This is a genomic window from Nostoc sp. (genome assembly GCF_036917635.1).
GTDB lineage: Bacteria > Cyanobacteriota > Cyanobacteriia > Cyanobacteriales > Nostocaceae > Nostoc.
Window position 1 is genome coordinate 1 of sequence record NZ_JBALCW010000101.1, and the last position, 25,841, is coordinate 25,841.

The 25,841-nt window shown below is 42.2% G+C and carries 16 protein-coding genes; 11 read left to right on the top strand and 5 right to left on the bottom strand.

Going from position 1 to position 25,841, the window contains the following annotated elements:
- Nucleotides 1-175: 175 nt before the first annotated feature.
- From V7K32_RS25125 to V7K32_RS25140, 4 genes are all read right to left on the bottom strand, one after another.
- Nucleotides 176-1,153, bottom strand: coding sequence for a hypothetical protein (locus V7K32_RS25125; protein ID WP_334997060.1), 978 nt, complete (start codon nt 1,151-1,153; stop codon nt 176-178).
- Between the two features lie 124 nt (nt 1,154-1,277).
- The gene (locus V7K32_RS25130; protein WP_334997062.1) at nt 1,278-2,513 is read right to left on the bottom strand and encodes an MFS transporter; all 1,236 of its coding nucleotides are present in this window, start codon (nt 2,511-2,513) and stop codon (nt 1,278-1,280) included.
- 809 nt (nt 2,514-3,322) lie between these two features.
- Entirely contained in the window at nt 3,323-4,132 is an 810-nt protein-coding gene (locus tag V7K32_RS25135; RefSeq protein WP_334997064.1) for a hypothetical protein, read from the bottom strand.
- 265 nt (nt 4,133-4,397) lie between these two features.
- Nucleotides 4,398-5,486, bottom strand: a complete 1,089-nt coding sequence (locus V7K32_RS25140; RefSeq protein ID WP_334997066.1) for a calcium-binding protein — start codon at nt 5,484-5,486, stop codon at nt 4,398-4,400.
- Between the two features lie 7 nt (nt 5,487-5,493).
- On the opposite strand from V7K32_RS25140, the gene V7K32_RS25145 reads away from it, so the two are divergent.
- From V7K32_RS25145 to V7K32_RS25155, 3 genes are all read left to right on the top strand, one after another.
- Complete coding sequence (locus V7K32_RS25145; RefSeq protein ID WP_334997068.1) at nt 5,494-5,886, top strand: hypothetical protein; 393 nt, start codon at nt 5,494-5,496, stop codon at nt 5,884-5,886.
- A 787-nt stretch (nt 5,887-6,673) separates the two neighbouring features.
- On the top strand, nt 6,674-6,919 hold the full coding sequence (locus V7K32_RS25150; protein ID WP_334997070.1) for a hypothetical protein: 246 nt from the start codon (nt 6,674-6,676) through the stop codon (nt 6,917-6,919).
- Nucleotides 6,900-7,181: a hypothetical protein gene (locus V7K32_RS25155; RefSeq protein WP_334997072.1), complete on the top strand. Its 282-nt coding sequence runs from the start codon at nt 6,900-6,902 to the stop codon at nt 7,179-7,181. The genes V7K32_RS25150 and V7K32_RS25155 overlap by 20 nt, the downstream gene beginning before the upstream one ends.
- A 205-nt stretch (nt 7,182-7,386) precedes the next feature.
- Here the strand turns inward: V7K32_RS25155 and V7K32_RS25160 are convergent, their stop codons facing one another.
- Nucleotides 7,387-8,625, bottom strand: coding sequence for a glycosyltransferase family 4 protein (locus tag V7K32_RS25160; RefSeq protein ID WP_334997074.1), 1,239 nt, complete (start codon nt 8,623-8,625; stop codon nt 7,387-7,389).
- Between the two features lie 331 nt (nt 8,626-8,956).
- On the opposite strand from V7K32_RS25160, the gene V7K32_RS25165 reads away from it, so the two are divergent.
- From V7K32_RS25165 to V7K32_RS25200, 8 genes are all read left to right on the top strand, one after another.
- On the top strand, nt 8,957-10,756 hold the full coding sequence (locus V7K32_RS25165; protein WP_334997076.1) for a ShlB/FhaC/HecB family hemolysin secretion/activation protein: 1,800 nt from the start codon (nt 8,957-8,959) through the stop codon (nt 10,754-10,756).
- 152 nt (nt 10,757-10,908) lie between these two features.
- Entirely contained in the window at nt 10,909-13,356 is a 2,448-nt protein-coding gene (locus tag V7K32_RS25170) for an S-layer family protein (RefSeq protein ID WP_334997192.1), read from the top strand.
- A 338-nt stretch (nt 13,357-13,694) separates the two neighbouring features.
- Complete coding sequence (locus tag V7K32_RS25175) at nt 13,695-16,241, top strand: CHAT domain-containing protein (RefSeq protein WP_334997077.1); 2,547 nt, start codon at nt 13,695-13,697, stop codon at nt 16,239-16,241.
- Nucleotides 16,242-16,430: 189 nt separating this feature from the next.
- Nucleotides 16,431-17,474 carry a DUF928 domain-containing protein gene (locus V7K32_RS25180; protein WP_334997079.1) on the top strand — a complete coding sequence of 348 codons (1,044 nt, stop codon included), beginning with the start codon at nt 16,431-16,433 and terminating at the stop codon, nt 17,472-17,474.
- Nucleotides 17,475-17,696: 222 nt separating this feature from the next.
- On the top strand, nt 17,697-20,519 hold the full coding sequence (locus V7K32_RS25185) for a CHASE2 domain-containing protein (RefSeq protein ID WP_334997081.1): 2,823 nt from the start codon (nt 17,697-17,699) through the stop codon (nt 20,517-20,519).
- The gene (locus V7K32_RS25190) at nt 20,516-21,817 is read left to right on the top strand and encodes a hybrid sensor histidine kinase/response regulator (RefSeq protein WP_334997083.1); all 1,302 of its coding nucleotides are present in this window, start codon (nt 20,516-20,518) and stop codon (nt 21,815-21,817) included. The genes V7K32_RS25185 and V7K32_RS25190 overlap by 4 nt, the downstream gene beginning before the upstream one ends.
- A 690-nt stretch (nt 21,818-22,507) precedes the next feature.
- Nucleotides 22,508-24,370: a GMC family oxidoreductase gene (locus tag V7K32_RS25195; protein ID WP_334997085.1), complete on the top strand. Its 1,863-nt coding sequence runs from the start codon at nt 22,508-22,510 to the stop codon at nt 24,368-24,370.
- A gap of 345 nt (nt 24,371-24,715) precedes the next feature.
- The gene (locus V7K32_RS25200) at nt 24,716-25,816 is read left to right on the top strand and encodes a ferritin-like domain-containing protein (protein WP_334997087.1); all 1,101 of its coding nucleotides are present in this window, start codon (nt 24,716-24,718) and stop codon (nt 25,814-25,816) included.
- Nucleotides 25,817-25,841 lie beyond the last annotated feature (25 nt).

Below are 25,841 nucleotides of genomic sequence, written 5' to 3' on the forward strand. Positions count from 1 at the left end.
CAGCCGTAAAGATTTGGGACGTATCAAATCCACCTGTGAGTTAGTATGCAAAAAAATAATTGTTTGTCAAATAAATTTAGATGCGTTTACCCTGGGTAGGGGCATGACACTGCCATGCCCCTACACCTGGCGATATAATGTTGTACCGCATCTGAATGGAAACCGGTATATCATATTAAGCCTTGACAGGTAAACGGGAAATTGTCCATAAGATGAGCAAGAAGATTAAGTAAATTATGCCAACTAGTCCAAACTCAATCAGAGGAATATAGGTTACTTCATAAATTCTGCCCAAGCCGCGTTCAGTCAATCCATAAAGGGCCATTACACTCACTAAAAAGGCTCCGTAGATAGTACGTTTAGTCAAGATACTCACAGGTAAACCGTGGAGTTGAGTAAGTATTAAAATGCCAAGAAAACCAAAGAGAAATGTTGGCCACTTGCTTTGTCCTAGCATCAACGAGACAACAGCACTATGTAAAATTACTGTAATTTCTAAAGTAAATGTCCACCAACGATTTACATGGCTGCGGTTAAATATTAACGACGATTGCAGCAGAAGCAAGAACATATAGAGAAAACCAATTAAGTGTCCCAAAGTCGCCTCCATTGGATGATACCAAAAGGTGTAGATAGCGGCGAAGGAAAAAAAGTAGCCGTGGTACAGCTTGATAATTTGCAAAAATTGTTGATGGAATGGAACAGAATTACCAAAAAACAAACCGCGTCGGGGCGTTTCTAAAATCAGGACGAATACCAGTAAAAGGACAACCGCACCTTGAGAAGCCCAAATTGAAGTATCTTGAGCTAGAGCATCGTACCAAATATAGGTTTGGAGAAAGTGTAAAGCGATGAATGCACCATTAATAGCAAGCATGAGGTAATTAATCGGGTGCAACGCTGATTTGTATTTCAACTGCGATCGCTGCGCCCACAAGATACACCCCCAGATGCTAAACTGATGCCCAAGGTACATACCCCAAGCTGTTGCTCGACTCCAAAAGGTTGGTTGGGGAAGCTTCCAGTAATACCAGTTTAATCCTTGGTCAGGAAGTTTGGTGATGCTTGCAGGAATACTCCCACCTAGCCAAATTGCGTAGGTGAGGAGGATGCTTATAAAGATGCCTAAAAATAATACTCGGCGACCAGTCATAGTAATTCGTAATTCGTAATTCGTAATTCGTAATAAAAAGGGGAGAATAATCTTCTCAAAGTCCTCCAATTTATCGGAGGATCTAAAGTTTTGGATACATCAACCATCACTTTTAAAACATCTTTTAAGACCTAGATTCGGAGGCAACACGTTCTGTCTTTTGTTCAGATGCGCTTTTAGTCACTCGCAAACTAAGAGTCAAAGCTACTAGCATTACTAAAAATCCACTCAAAAAAGGAGCATGACTCCCAAATTTCATAAAACTAACCCCTGCCCATGTTGGCCCACTAATGCGTGCTAAGGCAGAGCAAGAACTAGCAATACCTAATATTTGTCCTTGTTCTTCTGGGGCTGCAATTTGGGAAATCAGGCTATTTAATATTGGTTGGCTGACACTAATTCCCCATGCTACAAGCGTGGTGGCGACCAACAATAAAATTAAACTTTGTGAGAATCCAATTAACAGTAATCCCAAACCTAACCCTAATATCCCCAAGATAAGTAACTTTCTTTCACCGAAGTATTTCTTGAGAAATCCGATTAGTCCTCCTTGAATGATTGTGCTGACAATCCCCATGAAGGCAAAAAGATAACTTGTTTGTTGAGGTCCCCAATTTAGTTGCTGCTTTGACCATAAAGCCAATGTAGAATCCATAGACGCAACAGCAAAGGTAACAAAAAAGTAGATACCAGCAAGCAAGCAAAATTGTGGACGCTGTGACAGTTGTAGCAAGTTCAGCCGTCGCTGACGGTAGCGATTAGCTTGCATTTTGGCTTTAGTCTCAGAATTAAGAGATTCTGGAAGTAACATCAAAGCACAAAGCAATGCTAATAAAGATAATCCGGCTGCAAACAACGATGGTAGATGGAAGTTAGCGTTGTCTCCATCAAATCCGATCAAAATACCTCCAATAGCTGGGCCCAGAATAAAGCCAAGACCAAAAGCTGCTCCGATTATGCCCATGCCACGAGATCGATTAGCTGGCGTGGTAATATCTGCTATGTACGCCTGAGCAGTAGCAATATTCCCTGCCATAATTCCGGCAAGGCTACGAGCAATAAACAAAATCCATAATGAGTTGGCAAAACCTAACCCAGCGTATGCAATTACAGAACCTAATAAAGTAAGTAATAAAATCGGACGGCGACCGTAGCGATCGCTAAACTTACCCCATAATGGTGCAAACAAGAACTGCATTAAAGAATAAATAGCTACAAGTAGTGTCGCTTCATTAGGTTTTGCTCCGAATTGTTCAGCATACAAAGGCAATATTGGCAAGATAATTCCGAAGCCGAGCAAGTCTATAAATACAGTCAAAAATAAGACGAATATAGCCCTGCTATTATTTTTAGTCTCCATAGTACAATTCATTTTTCTAAAAAATATGTATAACTTTGATTAATGTTATAGACATTAGAAAATGCTTGATCATAAAAACCTATTGAACGCAACCAGTAATCATCTCAAGCAATATGATTGAATTTGAGTGTGGTTGAGCAAAATAGCATGAAACAAACCCACTATAAAAATTAAGCCAATAATACTACTAATAAAAGCAACTATAATCTCGTGCTTCCGTATAGCTTTTTTTATCTTAGCTTCTATTATGTCTTCTAATTCTTTGTATGACATTTACTTTAATTTGGCTAAAACTAAGAATTATGTGAACCTTGCGTTTGACTGAAGTTTGAGTATGTCCAAAAAATTAAGCTTATTCAACGACAAATTCTTTTGACGCTTCCACATCGGTGAAATAATTAGTCATTGATAATAATACTCGCCTCTGGCAAGAAATAAGCTATGTAATTGTTAACTACAATCACTGTTAGGCGATTTCCGGAAAATAAATTATCTGATATACCGATTAAATTAGTTATGATTCTCTATTGACAATGTGGTTCAGATAAGCATTCTTGACCTAAGAGTGGATCTGGGAAAAAGCCTGTTTTAACTGACCTGGTGATTTCTTATTCATAAATGTCTTGAGCTAAGCACTCGTCACTGATAGCAGCACGAAAAGGCGAGTTTGCATACCCCTGATTTTGCTAGCCAGAACGTCTTGTAGATAGCCTTTTCCAGACCACCCAATCAAAGATTTTGGTGTGGGTTGCTGTACCTTCAATTACAAATTACGTAGCTTGCTTATCGCTGGAGGTGAATATTACGAATTAGCAATTATTTGACCAAGGGCGTTGGCGTAGTTTTAAAACAGCACCTGAAATACCAAAAGCTAATATCGCTAAGGTCAAACTTGGTTCAGGAGCTGCAACAATACTTACCTGATTAATAGCCAAGCCGTATTGTGGAGCAGAACTGCTAAAAACGAGTCGTGAGATGTTTGCAGTGTCACTACGAACCCCCAAAAACACTGCCGAGTTATCTAATGCTAGCGACGAAGTACCAAGAACTGAAAAACTACCCAACAAGTTATTGCTGCTATCAAAAGCGTTGATAAAAGTTTCAACTTCTAAATTACTAATATCTACAGCTATCTGAGTACCAGCGCCATAAACAGGCTGGGCAAAACTAATGCTCAAAGGTTCTCCGTTCCCCTGAGTACGAGGATCGGCAGCGCCAGGAAGACGAGGTTGAAAACCTGTTGGGTCTATACCTCCAAAGAGAATAAAATTTCCTTGGGCGAAGTTAGTCCGAATGCCAGGTGGAGGTAATGTTTGAAAGATAAACGGTGGAGTAATCTGAGGATTTTTAGCTGGAGTTATATTTATATCTAAGCCTAAACCACCTTGGGATGTTGCTGAAAATGAGTTAGGTAAAAAAACAGAAAAGTCAGGCGCAGAGGGATTGAATACTTTACCTAAACTTCCCCAATTAACTTCATCATTACCTCCTAAAAGAGCGCGTTCATTTACTAAAAATGTAGCTGCTTTAACTGGTAAAGGGAGAACCGTTATGATGGCTATAATTCCTGGGAGATACTTAACAGATAACTTGAATAATTGATCAATCGTAAATGCCACAAGATTTACTCCTTAATTTTGTAAAATAATATCATCAAAATGGAATAATTCAACACTCAGGATGAGGCAGTGTGTTGCTCTAATCGAGAGAGCTAAAGCAACTGTCAATGGTTATGTTGCAAAAATTTTTTGAGAGTTAGCAGGCGAGAACTGATACGATTTATACTTCTATCAGCCCAACCTCCTTTTTTGCAACATAACTTTTACTCTGGGAACAAATTACAAAAAGTTTTAACTTGTGATGGAGTTGTGACTTTTAGGAATTTTACACCAACTGAATACTCACATTGGATGAGAGATTTTCAACTAAGGCAAGTTGATTTCCTAACAAAGATAAGTTACCGGTAGAGGCGTTGTAGGAAAAGTCGCTACTATTAGTAGTACCAAACCCTAATTTAGAAACTTGGATTACGTCGCCCTGAGCAAAGTTGTAATCTTTGATGATGTCAACACCCTCCTTAGCACTGTTGAAAGTAAAGCTATCTGCACCAATGCCACCTGTAAGAACATCGTTACCTTCTCCACCGATGATGGTGTCATTACCTTCTCCACCGAAGATAGTGTCATTGCCTAAGCCACCGATGATGCTGTCATTACCTAAGCCACCGATGATGCTGTCATTGCCTAAGCCACCGACTAATCGGTTATCTTGGCTATCGCCAGTAATGGTGTCGGCCTCATTTGTACCGAAGAAATCGTCAAAGTTGACTACATTGAATGTTAATGTTCCCGAACTAGGAACGTTATTGGCAGAGATAGTTTTGGCTTCTAGGTTAACGGTGACAGATACCCCAGGCAAAGATTGAGACACATCTATGGTGTTATTAGCAACACTAGCATCAGCAATAACTGTTTCTACTTGAAAGACTTGATCTGTTCCAAATCCACCAGCTTTGATAATTGCCCCTACACCTGAGAGGGTGATCGCTTGACCTAGTTTGCTGTAGTCTGCTGTATCCAAGCCATCTCCGCCATTGATGCTGTCGTTACCGCGACTGTCGGTGAAGGTGTCATCGCCTGCACCACCTATCAACGTGTCATTTCCTAGTCCACCGTCAATCACGTCATTGCCACCTCTACCATCAATTAGGTCATCACCAGCCAAACCAGTTAATTGATTATTTTGACTATCGCCCTTAATGATGTCAGGGCCATTTGTGCCAATGACATTGGCAATGTTGGCTATTTTGAATGTTAGTATTCCCAAACTAGGAACGTTATTGGCAGAGATAGTTTGGGCTTCTAGGTCAGCAGTGATAGATACCCCAGACGAAGATTGAGACGCATCTATGGTTTTATTGGCATCTTTGCCATTGATTATGGCAATAGATGCCCCAGACGAAGATTGAGACACAAATGATGTGGTGTTATTAACATCTTTAGTATCGATTATGGAATTGCCGATGAAAGATATCCCAGACGAAGATGGAGACACAGATGATGTGGTGTTACTAACATCTTTAGTATTGATTATGGGATTGCCGATGAAAGATATCCCAGACGAAGATGGAGACACAGATGATGTGGTGTTACTAACATCTTTAGTATTGATTATGGGATTGGTGATCAAAGATATCCCAGACGAAGATGGAGACACAGATGATGTGGTGTTACTAACATCTTTAGTATTGATTATGGGATTGGTGATCAAAGATATCCCAGACGAAGATGGAGACACAGATGATGTGGTGTTACTAACATCTTTAGTATTGATTATGGAATTGTTGATCAAAGATATCCCAGACGAAGATTGAGACACAGATAATGTGGTGTTATTAACATCTTTAGTATTGATAGTATTTATTTCCTGCTTACTGAAAATATTGGAATTGGTTACACCAAGAATATTTAGAACATCAATGGTCATCATATATACCTTTGTCGTTTTACAGATCAAATGTGCTTGATCGTTGTAATGCTTGCATAAAGCAAGGTCTTGAATTATAAATTTATGATGAAATCACCTGAAACATAATTAATGTTGTTTTATATATTTAATCAACTAAACATGCATAAGGATTCAGTTTTCCCAAAAATGCGTTATTGTGTCGGAAATATTCAGAAGTAATAGCATTAGGAATTATGTACTTTACAAACTATTTATCTTGTGAATCAAAGTCAATAGCTCGTTTCAGCCTTTTGCTATAGGATTACTATTTGATTTTGGACAAAATTAGGTACTGTAGGGTGTATTAGGCACATTACAGTAATATTAATAAAAAATATGGTAGTAAATCTACTAAACAGACTTGATATTACACCTAACAGAAATAAGCAACCTGTGAGGGGACAAGATAGGAAATCTATATGTTACTTATCTTTTTTACGACATACTGCGGTAGGGAAACACTTAAAAGGGTAGGTGTACTTCTTCTACGCAAACAGCGATCGCATCTCAGACTTATTTAGATAATTTTGGATATATTACCGCAAATGCGCTGATATTTTATTTTCGCCTCTTTATAAAATCCGCAAAAACACCGTTACGCTATTTGAACTTGTGATCAAAACTTAGAGCATCCAGTTTATTAGGGCGTGTTTATGACCAACCCTGTAAAGACGTTTATCGAAGTCAATCTGGAGATGGCTCTAGAAGTAGCTCAAGAATTGGAGCAAGCTCCATACACTCAACTCGGTACTTATTGCTTGGAGATTTTGCGGGAGATAGGATGTGCTGGTACTGAACTCCCCGTCAACTTACAAACTCGCGATCAGCAGCTAAACTTTATCACAGGCTTTGCGTCTTATGCTTTTGGGGAGGTACAAAATGTACAAAGCATTAATTGAAGATATATTTTCTGATCCAGAAGAGGCAGAAGAAACTACTTTTCCTGCCACAGATCAAGATTTGTTAATTTTAACAGAAAAATTTTTAGGATTTGAAATTCCTTCAAAGGTTTTCTTACAAGCTATAGCCATTGCTGATTACGATGGTGCAGCTGCTTTTCGCTACGTTGATAATTATTTGACAACTCTCAAAAATAAAAATAAACGTAAGCATAAGAAATTACTTGTGTTAGGTGCTTCAACTAAATTTGACAATAATTGATGTGTTTGTTTACAAGCTAACCCTGAACCAATCCGATTTAGACAAGATAATTTGTACAGCCGATGTAGAGACATTGCATTACAATGTCTCTACAGATATCTGTCCCACACCGACAACAAAGAACAATTAGAATTTATCTAGAAGCTAGTGGTGGGTTCTCTATTAAATCAAGCATTTTTATGTGTGTGCTAATTACTAATTAGTATTAATCTCTTTTAAGACACACTTGTTCATAACTTTTACCAGCAATATCCCAAGTGAATTCTGTTTTTACCAGTTGTCTGCCGTTGTCAGACAATTGTGAACGCAGATGTGGATGCTCAAATAGTTGAGTAATAGCGGTGACGTACTCTGGCAATTTATTTGCTCGTAATGCCCGTAATGGATGATTAGCGCTATCTACGGCTAGTCCTTCTAAACCGCGATCGCTAGCTACTATCGGTACACCAGCTGCCATTGCCTCTAAAGTTTTATTTTTAATACCAAACCCAGTCCGCATTGGTACAACGCAAATGGTAGCTTGATGTAAATATTTTACCATCGAAGGCACACGCCCAATCACATTAATTCCTGGTTTTTGAGCAAGTGCTAAAACTTCTGACACCGGATGAGAACCGACAATATCGAAAGTTGTATCAGGATACAATTTTTGGATTTCTGGCAAAACTTCGTTGCTGAAAAAGCAGACAGCATCAATGTTTGCCAAATTATCCATCGCACCGATGAAAATTAAACGGTGTCCTCCTGGATCGGTGGTACGGTTAGGGAAAGAAATTAAATCTACACCATTGGGAATAACTGTAATTTCACTATTGGGGTTAAACTCTTGTAGTTGAATTTTATCTTCTTCTGTTGTCGCAACAATTGCCGAAAATTTAGCACAGTAGTTTTGCTCATAACGACGTAACAGTGGGAGATTAATTTTGTCTCTGAGGGAATTTTCGGAAATGCCCGTTGATAGTTGGTTTCGACAAGTAGCGTAAACTGAACTATGAATATTAACTATAGTTTTTAGTTGTTTGGTAAAATGCGTAGGCGTAGCCTGTCGTAGAGATCGCACATAAACTTCATTGACGCTATGTTCGCAGGTAATTACATCACATTTCCCTGCTTCCACCCAGTTATCAATCCATGTTTGCATCTCAACTGAGTAGCGGTTGAGTACACTTGGTGGTGTTCCCTGTTGCAAAAATTTACCAAATCGCTGTATTTTCTTCAACATTCCGGTGGTTGCAGAATCTGGCGGGCGTTCAAAAATGGCTAGATGATCTACACAATCGCATAATTCTGCTACTTCTGCGTCTGTAACATCGCCCTCGCGTTGAGTCACCAGGGTAATACTATGGCGTTGACTGAGATATTTAAGTAAATTAAATGTCCTGACTTGGGTTCCCCCGCGCGTTGGTGGGTAAGGAAAGGTGGAAGAGAGCATTAAAATGTTCATATAAGTGATGAATCAAATGTGATACATATACCATCACCCAAGCTACGTTTTTTGTCTTCCCCTGCTCAATAACAGCCTGCCTTAACCAAGAAATTCCTTAACCGAACGTTATTTGGGTTACTCCTTCAGAAAAAACAGTATTTCCCCTGACGGCAGTTGTAAAAAATACAGCGAATATTTATATGAGATGATATAACACTCTTTACATTAAAGTATCGGGGCTTAATTAGATAACTAGTCATGCAAAATAAATTATCTAGTTAGGCAAGGGAACTATTAACAGTAAAGGAATACAGCGATTTTAATCGGATTAAAAAATGGCTAAATATTTATGCGTAGGTATTTAAATGTGAAGAAAGAATTGATAATTAACTATACGCAAAAACAACAACTGATTCGTAAACCTTGCATAGCCAGACTAAAACTTTTAACATTCGGCTTTGTTTTAGCAGCAGTATCGTGCAACTCTGATCGGGCAATTGCCCAAACTTCTAATCCTCAAACGTTACCGCCTCACTGGCTAAAAGATACCCCGGTCATTCCCTTACTTTCGGATGTTCTACCGCAGCCATCAAACCAGAATCAATTACTTCCTTCGCCACAAATACCAGAGCAGCCAACTCTAAAAGAGGATGATCCTAATGCTAAATTCCGGGTTGATCGCATTGAAGTTGTTGGCAGTACAGTTTTCAAACCAAAAGATTTTGCCGCTATTACCGCTCCCTTTGTGGGACGAGAAGTATCGTTTGCAGAGTTGTTGCAAGTCAAAGATGCGATCAGCAAGCTCTACACTGATAAGGGCTATGTAACTACCGGAGCTTTAATCACACCGCAGACACTAAAAGCTGGAGTCATTAAAATTCAGATAGTCGAAGGCAGTTTGGAAGAAATTAAAATCGTTGGCAATCGGCGATTGCGTAGTCAATACATTCGCGATCGCATCCGACTCGGTGCTGGCCAACCCCTCAATATACCACGCCTAATAGAAAAACTGCAACTGCTTCGCCTTGATCCGCGCATTCAAAACCTATCAGCTGAGTTGCAGATGGGTGTACGTCCCGGAACCAATATATTGCAAGTCGAGGTTAAAGAAGCCGATACTTTTTCGCTTACAACAATTTTAGATAATGGGCGATCGCCCAGTGTTGGCAGTTTTCGCCGGGGTGTGAATCTGCAAGAAGCCAATCTATTGGGCTTTGGTGATACTCTCAGTGTCGGATACGCCAATACCGATGGCAGTAATACAATCAATGCTAATTACACACTGCCAATTAATGCTCACAATGGCACTGTATTCTTTGGTTTTAATCAAGGGTGGAATCATGTAATTGAAAAACCATTCAGCGTCCTTGATATTCAGTCAAATAGCCGGTCTTACGAATTGGGCTATCGGCAACCGTTAGTGCAAAAGCCAACTCAGGAATTAGCGGTGGGCTTATCATTCTCACGGCAAGAAAGCCAAACAGAGTTAGGTCTTGATAATATTGGCGGGTTTCCTTTATCGCCTGGTGCAGATGCGAACGGAAAAACCAAGATTTCCGCTCTGCGTTTTATCCAAGAGTATACCCAACGCAGCAATAAACAAGTTTTTGCAGCGCGATCGCAGTTTAGCGTCGGGGTAGATTGGTTTGATGCCAATGTCAATAAAGATGCCCCAGATAGCCGCTTTTTTGCTTGGCGGGGACAGGCGCAGTGGGTGCGGCAATTCGCACCAGACACTCTGTTTTTAGTTAGAGGTGATTTACAACTAGCAGCAGATTCCCTCGTACCTTTAGAGCAATTTGGTCTTGGTGGGCAGCTAAGTGTGCGGGGTTATCGCCAGGATGCATTACTCACAGACAATGGTATGTTGTTTTCGGCTGAATTCAGGTTGCCTATTGTGCGGGCTTCCAATCTTGGAGGAGTGCTACAACTGACACCATTCATTGACGTGGGCAAAGGCTGGAATAACAAGGGCGATAATCCATCACCTAGTACGTTGGTGGGTACTGGGTTAGGACTGCTGTGGCAACAAAGCGATAAATTTTCAGCTAGGCTAGATTGGGGCATTCCCCTGATATCGGTAGACGGTGAAAAGCGATCGCTCCAAGAAAATGGGCTATACTTCTCACTTACCTATTCGCCATTTTAACGGACTTGCTATATTGCGATCGCACAAAGCGTGCCTCCAGCAAGAGTGCGAATTAGTTTAACCTGTGCTGCCATTACAAAAAGTTAATCATGTTATTAATCATGCCATTTAGGGAACTCTAACTTGACATCAGTTCAAGGAATTTTTTGGTGATGAAAATCGTACCCTTTGTATTTTTGTTAACAATTGGGTTCTTATCTCCAGGGATGATGCGAAGGGCGATCTCTCAGGTGACATCTGATGGTACTACCAACACTATTGTCAAGCAAAGTGGTAATAATTTTAATATTATTAATGGTATTGAAAAAGGTAATAATTTATTTCATAGTTTCAGTAATTTTTCTGTGCCTACTACTGGTTCAGCAACGTTTGATTTAACTAACACGCCAAATATTACAACTATATTTAGTCGGGTTACAGGTGGAAATGTTTCTAATATTGATGGGTTAATTGGCACGTTTAATAGTAAAAACGCGGTAAGTTTGTTTTTGATGAATCCTGCGGGAATTGTGTTTGGTAAAAATGCCGCGTTGAATATTGGTGGGTCGTTTGTGGGGACGACGGCGAATAGTATAAACTTTGTTGATGGGGTATTTAGTGCCGTCAATCCAACTGCAACACCTTTATTGACCATGAGTGTGCCTATTGGACTGCAAATGGGCAGAAATCCCGGAGCAATTCAAGTGCAAGGTGTCGGACACACCGGGCAATTTAGTGACTCGCTCCAGGTGTCTGGGGTGAGTGGCAATACAGGTCTACAAGTGCAACCCGGAAATACCTTGGCATTACTGGCTGGAAATATTGCTCTGGATGGCGGCTTACTCAAGGCGCCAGGAGGACGGATCGACTTAGGCAGCGTCACCAGTGGCACCGTCGCCCTCAATTCCTACCCGCAGGGATTTGCCCTCAGCTATGACAATGCTTCTGGTTTTGGCAATCTTCAGATGACGCAACGGGCTTTAGCTTCGACCCAAAACTTGAGCAACAGTAGTGGCGGCTCGATCCAATTGCAAGGAAAACAAGTCAGCCTGCGCGACGGGTCTGTGGTGCTAATTCAAAATCGCAGCAATCAGCCGGCGGGAGATATTACCGTTAATGCCACAGAGTCGTTGCAAATTATCGGCAAGTCACCAAATTTCACGGCATCCAGCGCTTTGGTGAGTGAAACCGTTGCCGATGGTGCTGCCGGGAATATTGCGATTAAGACGCCGCAATTTCTGATCGATCAGGGCGGCTTTGTGCTGAGTCGTACCTATAGCTCGGCTCCGGGCGGCAACATTGTAGTGAACGCCGGTCAGATGGTGGTCAACGGCTTTGCCGTCGGTGACTCTAATCAATTTAGATCGGGCAGTTTGCTGCTGGCAGCCTCTAATGGCAGAGGCAAGGGCGGCAACGTTGACATTACTACTCAGAATCTGTCGATCTTTTCCGGGAGTAGGGTGTCAGCCAGCCCCACCAGTTCGGGTCTTGGCGGGAATGTGACAGTGACTGCCGATTCTATTCAGGTAGACGGTGGTACGCGAAGCTCGACTAACACTTCCCTATCAACAACTGCCTCTGGCACAGCGAATGCAGGCAATCTAACGTTGAACACTCGGACGCTATCAGTGCAATCAGGTGGGGTTGTGTCGGTTTCTAGCTTCCGTTCGGGAAATTCTGGGGCGCTCACGGTGAATGCCTCGGAGTCCATCGAGGTCAACGGGACAAGACAAACGATAATTGGTGCCTCCGTTCTTGCTTTCTTCGATCCAAATATCCTTGCCAATGGAGGGAGAATCACACTGAATACGCCTGTGCTGACCGTTCGCAAGGCTGGAATCGTCTTGATTGATAATCAAGGATTGGGCAATGCTGGCAGTTTAACCGTGAATGCTAAACGGTTGCAACTTGATGCCGGGGGCAGCATTTTGGCATCGACAAGATCGGGCAACGGGGGCAATATCAATCTGCAACTGCAAGAGGGCTTGATTCTACGTCATGGCAGCAACATTACTGCCACCGCAGGCGGCAATGGCAATGGTGGCAACATTCTCATCAATTCACCCATTATTCTGGGCTTAGAAAACAGTGACATCATCGCTAATGCAGTAAAAGGTCGTGGCGGCAATATTAACATCACCACCCAAGGCATCATCGGTCTAAAATTCCGCACTACGCTCACTCCCAGAACCGACCCCACGAATGACATCACCGCCAGTTCCCAATTTAATGTCAACGGCAACGTACAAATTAATAATATCGGTGTTGACCCCAACTCTGGATTAGTCGAACTACCACAGAATGTTACAGACCAATCTCAGCAAATAGCCAGTGGTTGTTCTGAAAACCAAGGCAGCAGTTTTGTGGCAACCGGAAGGGGTGGAATACCGCAAAATCCAACGCAGGAAATGACAAGCGATCGCACTTGGTCTGATATCCGCGATATCTCTGCATATCGCAAAACACAGAAAGTACAAGCACAAATACCAGTACCAAGAGAAACTCTTATCCAAGCTACTTCCTGGCATCGTAACGCTCAGGGCAAAATTGAATTAATTGCAGATAAAGCTACTGCGAATGTACAACAACCATTAACCTGTGCTGCTGTTCCCAGAAGTTAATCTCAAATCGACACTAACTATCTAATTCCCCAAAGCGATCGCTCTACTGCTGGAGTAGTACTTGCATATCCTGCAATTGTTGCTATAGGACCCAAAGAAACTGTTCGGTATTCTCCGCTATTGGTTTGCCGTCGCTGTCGGGGAAATGTAAGTCTGCATCGCTGCTAAAGAAGGTGGTCATAGGTTAACCCAAAATGACACAGCATTTTAATTTTATGCGATCGCTCATCAGCTGATAGTTCGCCTTATAAGTTGGGAATTATACATATAGTCATTTCCTAAAAACCTGTGTTGTGACTAATTGTGAACCAAACGGCTCAATAATTAAGTATTTTTTTATGGCTTTCGGAATTAAACAAACTCGTTGGCTATATATCAGCCTCAGTATTTTAAGTTTGTGTTTAGCATTTACCATTACACCTGTAAAAGCATCTCCACCAGTAACAACCCCATTTCTTTCTTCTACCCAACCTGCCAATTGGCTAGAACTTGGACGCAACCTCTACCAATCGGGGCGTTTTTCTGAAGCAGTGACGGTTTGGCAAACGGCAGCACAACAGTACCATAACCAAGGCGATCGCGCCAACGAAGCCCTAAGTTTGAGTTACCTGTCATTGGCACAACAGGAACTCAACCAGTGGGAAGTAGCTAGACAATCTATCGAACAAAGTATAAAAATTTTGCAATCGGCTAAACCCTCTGCCGATGCGATTATCTGGGCGCAAGTACTGAATACTCAAGCAAATTTTCAACTGCATACAGGCAAAACTGAAACCGCCCTAGAAATTTGGCAACAAGCTCAAAAATATTATGAGCAGGCAGGCGACAAAATGGGCAGCATAGGCAGTCAAATCAACCAGGCACAAGCCTTACAAAGTTTGGGATTTTACCGCAGATCGAAACAACAGTTGGAGACGCTAACCCAAAAGCTAGCAACAATGCCAGATTCAGAAATCAAAGTTAGTGGGTTGCGATCGCTGGGTTTAGCTTTGCACGCCATCGGTGATGCCAAAAGCCAGCAAGTTTTAGAACAAAGTTTAGCCACAGCGAACAAAATTGCCGCTAAAACCCAGTTAAGTTCTATTCTTTCGAGTCTAGGGAAAGTTGCCTCTGACTTACAAAACCCAGAAGCAGCATTAAATTACTTTGAAGATGCCCAAACAGCAGCTACGAACCCGAATGAAGCTTTACAAGCGCGTTTAGCTCATTTCAAATTATTGGTGGATTACAACAAACTGGAATATGCAATTCCCCTCGCGCCTCAATTACGACAACAGTTGTCAGAACTACCACCCAGTCATAGTTCCCTTAATGCAGCGATTAATTTTGTCGCAACCTTAAATCGCTTAGAAAATCCCGATCGAGTTTTACCAAGCAAAGATTTGGTACAACTGATGGCAGACACAGTTAAGTCTGCCGAAAAAATTCAGGATGCAACTGCCCAAGCCTATGCACTGCATCAGTCGGCACAACTCTACCGTCGCACAAAACAGTGGTCTAAGGCAAAGGAACTAGCCGAGAAATCCCTGAATATTGCCCGTCAACTCCAAGCTGAGGATCTGATTGCTCAATCAGCATGGCAGGTGGGACAGTTGTATAAACAACAAGGCGATCGCAAAGAAGCAATTACAGCCTATACAGAAGCAGTTAAGTCATTAAAGGCACTGCGAGGCGATATGGTTGCTGTTAACCCCGATGTGCAATTTTCTTTCCGCGAAAGTGTGGAGCCTGTCTATCGGGAACTGGTGGGTTTACTTCTCGATGAGCAACCAACCCAGGCTGCATTGATGCAAGCGCGGGAATTGATTGAGTCACTCCAAATCGCCGAACTTGATAACTTTTTCCGTGAAGCTTGTTTAGATAAAACCCAGCAGATTGACAAAGTTGACCCCACGGCCACGGTTATTTATCCGATTATTTTAAGCGATCGCTTAGGAGTAATTCTCTCCAAAGCTGGACAACCACTGCGTTATTATGTGACTCTAAAATCTCAAGCTGAAATTGAGCAAACTCTAGATAATTTCCTTGTTGGTCTCAACCCAGTCTCAGACTCAAAAGTTCGGGATCAATTGTCCCGGCAGATTTATGGCTGGCTGATTCAAAAACCAGAAGAAGATCAAGCATTCATTGATACTAAGACATTGGTATTTGTTTTGGATGGTCGGTTGCGGAATATTCCAATCGCAGCCCTGTATGACGGTAATCAATATCTGATTGAGAAGTATGCTGTGGCACTCTCACCAGGATTGCAACTAATGGCGAACCGATCGCTCTCTTCAAACCATATTGATGCAATTATCGGCGGTATCAGCCAATCTCGATCTGGTTTTAGTGCCTTGCCATCAGTGGAATCCGAAGTCAAGGAAATCTCTCATACTGTGCCATCTTCAATGTTACTGAACCAAAAATTTACAACTCTTGCCCTGGCCGCTCATGTCAAATCCAGTAATGCCAATATTGTCCATTTAGCAACCCACGGACAGTTTAGCTCCCGGATCGAAGATACCTTTTTACTTACGTGGGATGGACAAATTAATGTGAAGGAGTTGTCCGAACTCCTTAAAAATCGTAGTGGTAATTCATCAAAAGCGATCGAATTATTGGTACTGAGTGCCTGCGATACCGCAACGGGAGACGATCGCGCCGTTCTTGGACTAGCAGGCTTGGCTGTTAAATCCGGTGCCCGTTCTACCATTGCCACACTTTGGCCAGTCAAAGATAAGGCAGCCCAGATGCTCATGACTCGCTTCTATCAACAACTACGGCAACCCAGAGTTACTAAAGCGGAAGCACTACGGCAAGCACAAATTAACCTGATTCACCAAACTGATTTCCATGACCCGTTCTTTTGGTCTGCCTTTGTTTTGGTTGGAAACTGGCTGTAATTACGTATATTTTTTTCTATGACTATACACAAAAAAAACATCTCCTTTATGGGATTTCAGCCTAAATTCGGATACAAATGCTAGTAAGCTTCCTTATCATAGATAGTGTTTAGAAGTATCCTATGCTTTTTTAGGCCAGTGATTTTGATGTATTACATATCACTATTTACTCAAATGAGGTCAAACATCATGAAACGTCGATATTTAACTAGTGCATTGAGCATCATCGCTTTGATAGCTAGCAGTACATGGGCTAGTGCCTATGCTGTAACATTTACCCCACCTGTCCAAAATGGCGCTCCCAGCCAAGCAACGGGAGGAGCGTCCCGTGGCAACTTCTTTACCCCACCTGTCCAAAATGGTGCTCCCAGCCAAGCAACGGGAGGAGCATCCCGTGGCAACCTCTTTACCCCAACCAAAGGTAACAGTGCTCCCAGCCAAGCAACGGGAGGAGCATCCCGTGGCAACCTCTTTACCCCAACCAAAGGTAACAGTGCTCCCAGCGAAGCAACCGGAGGAGCGTCCCGTGGGAACCTCTTTACCCCCAAAGGTAACAGCGCTCCCAGCGAAGCATCTGGAGGCGCGTCTCGTGGCGATCTCTTTACCCCCAAAGGTAACAGCGCTCCCAGCGAAGCATCTGGAGGCGCGTCTCGCCTCGGTACTTATGACTTGAACCCTTCGACTGTAGCAGGAGGCCCTGCTGCGCTAATCGCACTTCTACCTCAAAGCTTCTATGGCACAACGGTGTCTGAACGCCCCACAATTTTGGTATACCTCCCTGCTTCTAATGCAGAAGAAGCTGTGTTTAGCCTCAAGGATGAAGCTGGCAATATGGAGTATAAAATGACTATTCCTGTTGCTCTTAAAGCTGGGGTGATCGCAGTTAAATTACCAGCTGATGCACCCGCTTTAACTGTTGGGAAAAACTACCACTGGTTTTTGGCACTGAAACTGAACAGGACACTTGGCCCAAGCACGCCTTACGTTGATGGTTGGATTCAGCGTATCCAGCCTACTGCTGAACTGGCAACAGCGATGGAGCAGGAAGATGCTTTAAAGCAAGCAGCTGCTTTCGGTAAAAACGGAGTGTGGTATGACTGTGTAGCAACAATGGCTGTGCTACATACCGCCCAACCCAAAAATGCGGCTATCATCAAGCAATGGGAAGAACTTCTTTCCTCAGTTAGCTTAAAGGATATTGCAACAGTTCCTTTAGTAGGATCTGCTAATTAGAAACTGAGCAGTGGGGATTAGTACTGCAAGGCGGAAGTCAAAAGTTTTGTATATCAAGGCTTTTGTAAGTTTTAAAATGGTAGCTTGATTTACGCCATGTACTAGTAGGTAATATTTTCTTCCTAATCCCCAATGCCCAATCCCCAATTTCAGAGAAGTGTTAATGGAGTAATAGCTGACGAATACTAATCAATATTATTTAAGTAAGCCTCTAGCGAAATTATGTGGCGTAAATTCCAAGCTTTCATCCAACGCTCTGGCAGTGTTTTGATTATTAGTCCCAGTATTGCTCTAACAGTTATTGTTGGGCAGTCTTTGGGACTTTTTAATTTGCCTGAGTGGAAACTTCGTGATGAATGGATACGACAGCGATCGCAAAATACAATAGCTGAGAAAATCGTAATTGTCACAATTGATGAACAAGATATCCAATCAGTTGGTAAATGGCCAATTCCAGACCGGTCACTAGCGCAATTACTAGAAAAAATCCAGGCGCAACAACCCCGCGCCATCGGTTTGGATCTTTATCGGGATTTACCAGAAGGCATTGGATACGATGAACTTGTAAAAGTCTTCCGTAATAGTCCAAATTTGATTGGCGTTGAGAAAATTACCGGGGAGCATGTCAATCCGCCACCAGAATTAAAAAAACTCGATCGAGTCGGATTAGCAGATTTGGTGTTAGATGGCGATCGCCATCTGCGTCGTGCCTTACTTACAGCAGCCGATGCCAAGGAACAGGGAAAAATTAAAGCAGGACTGGCAACTCTTGTAGCCCTCAAGTATCTTGAAGCCGAAAAGATAACTCTAGAATCCGTTGACGAAAAGCAGCAGAAGTTTCAATTGGGCAATCAAATTTACAAGCCGCTACAGAATCAAGAAGCAGGTTATTCCAATGCCGATGTTGGCGGCTATCAAATTCTACTCAACTGGTATGGAACAGATACGGCGTTTCGCACAGTTGCGATGCGGGATGTGTTGGCAGGAAAAATTCCAGCAAACCTGATGCGCGATCGCATGGTATTTATTGGGTCAACTGCTGCTAGTACCAATGACTTCTTTAGCACACCATTCAGTTCCTCCTTGATTTCTGCCCAAAAACCTACAGCTGGTGTTGTTATCCATGCCAATATTGCCCATCAACTAGTAGAAGGAGCAAAAACAGGAAAAGCAAACCTGCATGGCATTTCTGGGATGGCTGTATCCCTCTGGATTGTTTTATGCTCTTTTATCGGTTCTGGTGGTAGTTGGTATTTAGCTAGTGCGCGTACCGGGCGACAGATTCCAGGCGGCAAAATTCTTTGGGCAACTGTAGGCATCAGTGGCGCATTCATGGGTGGTGGCTACGGAATGTTTTTGCACGGTGTTCTAATTCCGGTAACACCTATTTTAGCTGTATTCATCAGCAGCGTGGTTGCCACAACCAATGCCTATAAACAGCAGAAGCTAGAAGAAGCGAATTGGCAACTAGAAATTGCTAATAGTCAACTATTAGATTATTCCAAAACCTTAGAGTTCAAAGTTGAAGAACGAACTCATCAACTGCTGGAGGCAAAGCAAGCTGCTGATGCTGCTAACGAAGCAAAGAGCGAGTTTCTCGCCAATATGAGCCACGAGCTACGTACACCGCTTAATGGCATCCTTGGTTTTGCTCAGGTGCTTGAAGCATCGCCAAACATGACAGAGAAAAACCTAGAAGGCGTCAGCATTATCTACCAGTGTGGGACACACCTTTTAATGCTAATCAATGACATTCTCGACCTTTCAAAAATTGAAGCTCGTAAATTAGAATTGCTTGCGACTAATGTACATTTGCCCACTTTCTTACATGGTGTCACCGAGATTTGCAGTATTCGAGCCGATCAGAAAGGGATTGTATTTAAGCTTTTCATGAGCCATCGCTTACCACTTGTCATTCAAGTAGATGAAAAGCGGCTACGGCAAGTGTTGATCAACTTACTAGGCAACGCTATTAAATTTACAGACAATGGTAGCGTGACATTCAAAGTAGATGTCATTGAGGAAGAGTTTCCGCATCATACAAATGACACTACACAAATAATATATCAGAAGATTCGCTTCCAAATTGAAGATACAGGTATTGGGATGTCATCAGACCAACTAGAGAAAATCTTTTTAGCCTTTGAACAAGTAGGTGAGGCTGGACGCAAATCTGAAGGTACTGGCTTGGGATTAGCAATCAGTCAAAGAATTGCAGCATTGATGGGCAGCCCAATTAAAGTACAGAGTCACCTTGGTGAAGGTAGTCTATTTTGGTTGGATTTGATAGTACCAGTACCAGTTTCCCATGACTGGCATCCAGTAAACATCACCTCAACCCACCAGAAAATCGTCGGTATTCAGGGTACTGCGCCTCAAATTTTGATTGTCGATGACGATCGCAACCACCGTTCTATGTTGACCAGTCTGCTACAAGAAGTCGGCTGTCGAACCCTGGAAGCAAGCGACGGCAAACATGGGCTACAGATGGTAACTGAACATCAGCCAGATGTGATTGTGCTTGATTTAGCCATGCCCAATATGGATGGCTTTGAGCTAATGCTTCACTTACAAGAGAATCCCCAAACTCGGATTATTCCGATTATTGTCTCTACTGCCAGCGTATTTGAAGAAAATCGGCAACAGAGTTTAAAGGCAGGAGCTACAGCATTTTTACCTAAACCCCTGCAAATTGATGAACTATTCAATGCGCTGCATTCGGCCTTCGACGCAGCAGCGAAGCGATCGCCACTAAAATTTGACTGGATCTATAGCCAATCTAAACCTGAGCATTTATCTGCCAAGAATGAGCAAATAGATAATAGTGAATTGATTCTACCATCTCAGGATATTTTGCAACAACTTTATCATCTGGCAATGATGGGAGATATTCCAGCGATTGAGGGAATTATAGGAGAGCTAACTAAGGAAAATAGTCAGTTAACTGCTTTCGCAAGTGAGTTAAGCATACTCACTGCCAACTTCCAAACTGCAAAAATCCGTAAGTTCCTAAAATCATTTGTAGCAACGGAGTCACATCCATGATGATCGAACCTTTTTTAAAGCCAATGCATATCCTGTTGGTAGACGATAATCCAAATAATCTTAAGGTTCTATCGGAAGCGATTCAGGGATGTGGTTGGAAAGCCCTCATGGCAACGGATGGAGAGTCAGCGATCGAACAAACAGAATATGCCCGTCCCGATCTGATTCTCTTGGATGTCATGATGCCAGGTGTGGATGGATTTGAAACTTGCCGCAGGCTGAAAGCCAATGCCATCACTCAGAACATTCCGGTCATTTTTATGACTGCCTTGACCGATGCTACAGATAAAGTCAAAGGGCTAGAAATTGGTGCAGTTGACTACATTACCAAACCCTTCCAACATGAAGAAGTCATTGCTCGATTAAAATTACACCTGAAAATTTCCCATCTCACCCATAGCTTAGAACAAAGAGTGCAAGAACGCACCGCAGAATTATCCCAATCTCTACAACAGTTACAACAAACCCAACTACAACTAATCCAAAGTGAGAAAATGTCTACCCTTGGACAACTTGTTGCAGGCATAGGTCATGAGATTAATAACCCAATTGGTTTTATTAGTGGGAATTGCTTTCATATTGAGGAATATGTAAAGGATCTCCTTCGTTTGGTGAATCTGCAACAGCAAAAGCTAGCACACCCAAATCCAGAAATTGAAGAACTTATTCAAGAAATTGACTTAGAGTATATCACTGAGGATTTATCAAAAGTTTTCTTATCAATGCACCAGGGAATTGGTCGTCTTAAAGACATAAGCCTTTCTTTAAGAACCTTTGCCCGATCCGATATTTCGTCTAAGGTAGAGTTTCAAATTCACGAAGGAATTAATAGCACCTTAATGCTATTAAAACATCGACTAAAAGACCAAGGAAACCGCCCTAAAATCGAGGTTTTCACACAATACGGTAAGTTACCTCCAATTACTTGCTATCCCGGACAAATGAACCAGGTACTTATGAATGTTATCGCCAATGCTATTGATGCATTTGATAGCCTTCATCAAATGCGCTCAATTGAGGAGATAGCCGCTTGCCAAAACACTATCACCATTACTACATCGGTCGATCATCAGCAAAACAATATTACAATTTGTATCGAAGATAATGCTCTTGGTATGTCTCCTGAGGTACAAGCTAAAATTTTTGAGCCATCTTTTACAACTAAGCCTGTGGGTAAGGGAACGGGGCTAGGATTAGCTATCAGCCACCAAATTGTTGTGAATAAACACAATGGACAAATCAACTGCTCGTCAACCTCTGGTCAGGGAACAAAGTTTATTATTACTCTGCCAATTTAGTTTTAACGTGAGTTAGAGGAGTTGAAAAAGGAACAAAAAAAGTAACCGTTTAGGGGTAGAAGTAAGGTTGCAGTCTGTCTAGTTGATATATTTGGCAATGAAAAATCGAGTAAAGTAACAAAATTTTACAGCAGTCCTGGAGTATGGTACGAAGAAAAGCACAAACAGTTGTGGTTAAGCAGTTTTCAATGATGAGACTAGTACCACAGGGCGGAATTAAAAATTAAAAATTAAAAATTAAAAACGAATTGAGCTAATGAAGTAGATTGAAATTGTAAATATATTTACGTAATATTACTGATTGACACCGCGTATTTACGGTGATGATAATATGGTGTTGCTTGAAATACATAACTTGTGAAGTTTGTAAATCAAAGACACAATTCATCTACAAATTCAGAAATTGACTGCTAAAACCGTCTTCATTCTGACAAGATGCGTTTGCCCTCTTATTTAGTGGAATTAGAGTTAGCAAACGAGCATGTTACTAAACGTTATGACAAGTATACAGTCCGGAATTTTCTTGAATAACTTGATGGCAACCATAGAAGAAGTCAGTCTGTGTTGACTTCGTTAGATGAGTAATAGAACCTTCAATAAGGATATTGCTTCAGCAAAACTTCTCTCATTGAATATCTAGAGATATTGCCAAATAGATTCATGTCAAAGAGTAACTTGTAAGGAGAACCGATGAGCCTAAGTCAGACAACTGTAAATGTCGATTCTGAGACAGTCTCTAAAACCTTTTATGATGTTGTAATCGTAGGAACAGGGGTAGCTGGAGCCATTGTTGCTAAAGAATTGAGTCAACAGGGCAAAAGGGTTTTAATCCTTGAAGCTACGGTACAAAAAGATTTAACCCTTGCGGGCTTTCAAAGTTACGTCGAGACCTTCTACAGCGCGGTGGAGAAAAATCCTAACTCCCCCTATCCCGCTAATCCCAATGTTCAAAGCCCCACTGATTACAAAGACTATTTTATAGAACAAGGCCCCATGCCCCTTTCGGGTTCCTATACACGCGTTCTGGGTGGGACAACGATGCACTGGGAAGCAAAAGTCCCACGCATGTTACCGGAAGATTTCAAGTTATACACTAAGTACGGCCAAGGTCTTGACTGGCCGATTGACTATAGTGAAATTGAGCCATACTACCGCAAAGCCGAGTACGAAATGGGGGTTTGTGGGGACGTAGATGAGCAAAAAAAAGTAGGTCTGGAATTTCCAGAGGGCTATGTTTTCCCGATGGAAAAGCTTCCCCCCTCTTACTTGGATCAGAAAGTTATTGAGAAAGTTAATGGGGCTACAGTTGAACTCTATGGAAAGTCCCATACATTAAGCTTCTCTACTTTTCCTCAAGCTCGCAATGGAGTACCCAATCCTAAATACGATGATGGTAACCGCTTTGTTGCCGACGGAGTTACCAGTGCCCATCCTGTTCAATATGGGGAACGTTGCCAAGGAAACGCTAACTGTGTTCCCATCTGTCCGGTTCAAGCCAAATATGATGCTCGCAGAACTTTAGCTAAAGCCTTTGAAACCGGTCGGGTTCATGTACTCTACCAAGCAGTGGCTTATCGGGTAGAATGCGATCGCGAAAATGGTCGCGTCAGTGCCATTCACTACAAGCGTTATGAGAACCCCGATTCTAGTGAGTACACTACAGGAACCGCTAGGGGAACATTATTTGTCTTAGCGACTAATGCCGTCGAAAACGCTCGGCTATTGCTCGGTTCTGATTTGCCTAACACCAGTGGAATGATCGGGCGGCATTTAATGGATCACCCTTTCACCTTAGCTTGGGCTTTGATGCCTGAAGTGACTGGCACTATGCGAGGGCCTCTTGTGACATCAGGAATCGGAACATTTCGTAAAGGCGATTTTCGTGACAAACAATCCGCCTTCGCGGTAGATATTCATAATGATGGTTGGGGATGGGCAACCGGATCGCCCAAGGGTGAAGTAGAAGATGCAGTCGATAACAAAAACAAATATGGCCAAGAACTCCGCCAGACATTGATTAGTCGGATTTCACGACAACTACTGCTGGCTTTCATGTGTGAATTACCCCCCGAGTACAGTAACCGAGTAACCATCGATCCGAGGTACAAGGATAAACTGGATAATTATCGTCCCGTCATTAGCTTCAATCTACCCGACTACAGTCGCAGAACCCTTGCCTACACCAGAAAAGTCTCCCGGGTAATCTTCGGGCGTTTAGGAGCGGAAGATTATACCAACTACGATCCTAAAGACCCTGCCTATTTTGAATTTGAGGGTGAAGGTTACGTATACAAAGGCGGAAACCACTTTTCGGGAACTCATATCATGGGAACGACCCGATCCAATTCAGTTGTTGATAGTCATCTGCGTTGTTGGGATCATCAAAATCTTTTCCTAGTTGGCGCAGGAAGTATGCCAACCATTGGCAGTTCAAACACAACATTGACCATTGCCGCGCTGAGTTTTAGGCTTGCCGAGCAGATGCTTAAAGAATTCAATTCTCATAATTTGCAAACCAGTAATTTACAAGTCGGTAATTTGCAAGCCAGGTAGGGCGTGTCATCAATTAAAATTACGCTCCATCAGGGAAAGGCTTTGGCCGCTTTTAATCCAAAACTTCATGATGGCTGAAATTCAACCCTAGATAGAGTTATACGGCTATTTGATGATACGCCCTAGTACTCTACCAAGACAACAATACTTGGTTCTTAGTGAGCGCTTGAGCGCTCAAGTAAGGACTAAAGTCCTTACCCAACGGGTTCGTTAGTCGCTCATGGGGGAAACCCCCAAGACCGCGCTAACTTACTACGAACTTATTCACCCATTAAAGTTAGTGAGTTAGTGTAACGCACTACTAGTACCCCTTACACAGTCGAAAAAACATTGTGAGTAGACCTTATGACTACAGTCTCCGATAGCTTAAAGTTGATTACAACGGTTGACCAATTGAAGTACTATCTCATCCAGGCAATGAAGATAGAACATGTAACCATTCCCCCTTACATGACAGCACTTTACTCCATTAAACCCGGAACGAATTTAGAAGCTTTCCATATTATCCGGGCGGTTGCTGTAGAAGAAATGCTACATCTAACTCTTGTGGCTAATGTTTATAATGCGGTGGGAGGATCATTTGAATCACCAGTCCTGACGGCACCTGATTTTATTCCCAAATATCCTAGCTATCTACCCACAGGATCTACAGACTTTAAAGTAGGTTTAAGCAAGTTTTCCAAAGAGACTATAGAGACCTTTCGTCAGATTGAACGGTCTCAAGACGTTCCAGAAAGTATGGCATCAGTTGCATCTCGAAGCTTGGAAGAACGTTTGCTAGAAGTTATAGGCTTCGATTCGACCAAGACTTTCTACAGCATTGGCTTGTTTTATGCAGAGATCATTCGTGGTCTGAATGCACTCTATAAAGAAAAAGGTTCTGATCTATTTTGTGGCGATCCTAAGCGACAAATTACCCCGGAATACTACTATAACGGTGGTGGAGACATCATCCCAGTAACCGATCTGCGTTCAGCCATGCGAGCCTTAAAAGTGATTCAAGATCAGGGTGAGGGGTCAAGAAGCGAAACGATCTATGATGCAGAACGACAACTAGCCCATGACTATCGTTTTGATCAAATAATAAGAGGGAAATATTATCTGATTGACAAGGATGATCCGACAAAATCCGATCACCCCGATAAGCCTACAGGTGAATCTTTTACCGTAGATTGGAACGCAGTTTATCCGATTAAGGATAATGCCAAACTGAGTGATTATCCCGAAGGATCAGAAGTACGTACAGCAGCCTTAGAGTTTCAATCCGCTTATAGTGACTTCTTAACCAAAATTGAATACGCTTTTAATGGACATCCTGAGCATTTGATTCCCGCAGTTGGGGGAATGTTCCGCCTCAAAGAACAGGCTAATAGTTTAATGCGTAACCCCATTCCAGGCAGTCCAGGGTTTAATGCGGCTCCTATTTATCGGTTAGACCAGCGCTAACTTTGACTTGCGAATGCTAAACTTT

Bases quoted from the DNA above. Each gene is read 5' to 3' on its own strand.
- V7K32_RS25175 (WP_334997077.1), top strand. From the start codon at position 13,695: ATGGCTTTCGGAATTAAACAAACTCGTTGGCTATATATCAGCCTCAGT.
- V7K32_RS25190 (WP_334997083.1), top strand. From the start codon at position 20,516: ATGATGATCGAACCTTTTTTAAAGCCAATGCATATCCTGTTGGTAGAC.
- V7K32_RS25170 (WP_334997192.1), top strand. From the start codon at position 10,909: ATGAAAATCGTACCCTTTGTATTTTTGTTAACAATTGGGTTCTTATCT.
- V7K32_RS25155 (WP_334997072.1), top strand. From the start codon at position 6,900: ATGTACAAAGCATTAATTGAAGATATATTTTCTGATCCAGAAGAGGCA.
- V7K32_RS25200 (WP_334997087.1), top strand. From the start codon at position 24,716: ATGACTACAGTCTCCGATAGCTTAAAGTTGATTACAACGGTTGACCAA.
- V7K32_RS25160 (WP_334997074.1), bottom strand. From the start codon at position 8,625: ATGAACATTTTAATGCTCTCTTCCACCTTTCCTTACCCACCAACGCGC.
- V7K32_RS25185 (WP_334997081.1), top strand. From the start codon at position 17,697: ATGTGGCGTAAATTCCAAGCTTTCATCCAACGCTCTGGCAGTGTTTTG.
- V7K32_RS25130 (WP_334997062.1), bottom strand. From the start codon at position 2,513: ATGGAGACTAAAAATAATAGCAGGGCTATATTCGTCTTATTTTTGACT.
- V7K32_RS25150 (WP_334997070.1), top strand. From the start codon at position 6,674: ATGACCAACCCTGTAAAGACGTTTATCGAAGTCAATCTGGAGATGGCT.
- V7K32_RS25125 (WP_334997060.1), bottom strand. From the start codon at position 1,153: ATGACTGGTCGCCGAGTATTATTTTTAGGCATCTTTATAAGCATCCTC.
- V7K32_RS25195 (WP_334997085.1), top strand. From the start codon at position 22,508: ATGAGCCTAAGTCAGACAACTGTAAATGTCGATTCTGAGACAGTCTCT.
- V7K32_RS25180 (WP_334997079.1), top strand. From the start codon at position 16,431: ATGAAACGTCGATATTTAACTAGTGCATTGAGCATCATCGCTTTGATA.
- V7K32_RS25165 (WP_334997076.1), top strand. From the start codon at position 8,957: ATGCGTAGGTATTTAAATGTGAAGAAAGAATTGATAATTAACTATACG.